Raw genomic sequence first — 369 nt, forward strand, 5'->3', positions numbered from 1 at the left:
GTCCAACCCAGACATTCAATCGCAAATCATGTTAGATATAAAATTGCTTCTTTACTGACTGAAAAAGTATCTTTATCTTTTATTGCGAAAAGCTGTCAGGTATCTTTGACCACCGTTATTCGTACGTTGAAAGAGTTTAAAAGTTATCTACCAAAGCAATCTAAGAAGATTCTCCCAAGAGTAGTGATGGTTGATGAATTTCGTTCGCATGCTTCCATAGAAGATAAAATGAGCTTTATTTGCGCAAATGGCGAAACAGGAAAATTAATAGATGTTTTGCCTACGCGTAAATTACCCCGATTAACAAGCTATTTCTTAGGTTGTACCAATCCAGAAGAAGTAGAATTCTTGGTGACAGACATGAACGCC

The 369-nt window shown here is 36.6% G+C and carries 1 protein-coding gene; it reads left to right on the plus strand.

From position 1 onward, the window contains the following. A partial coding sequence (locus tag IGI96_RS19785; RefSeq protein WP_438785721.1) for a transposase occupies positions 1-369 on the plus strand: 369 nt, incomplete at both ends.

Origin of the sequence: Enterococcus sp. DIV0421 (genome assembly GCF_051713745.1) — a bacterium.
GTDB classification, from domain to species: domain Bacteria; phylum Bacillota; class Bacilli; order Lactobacillales; family Enterococcaceae; genus Enterococcus_D; species Enterococcus_D casseliflavus.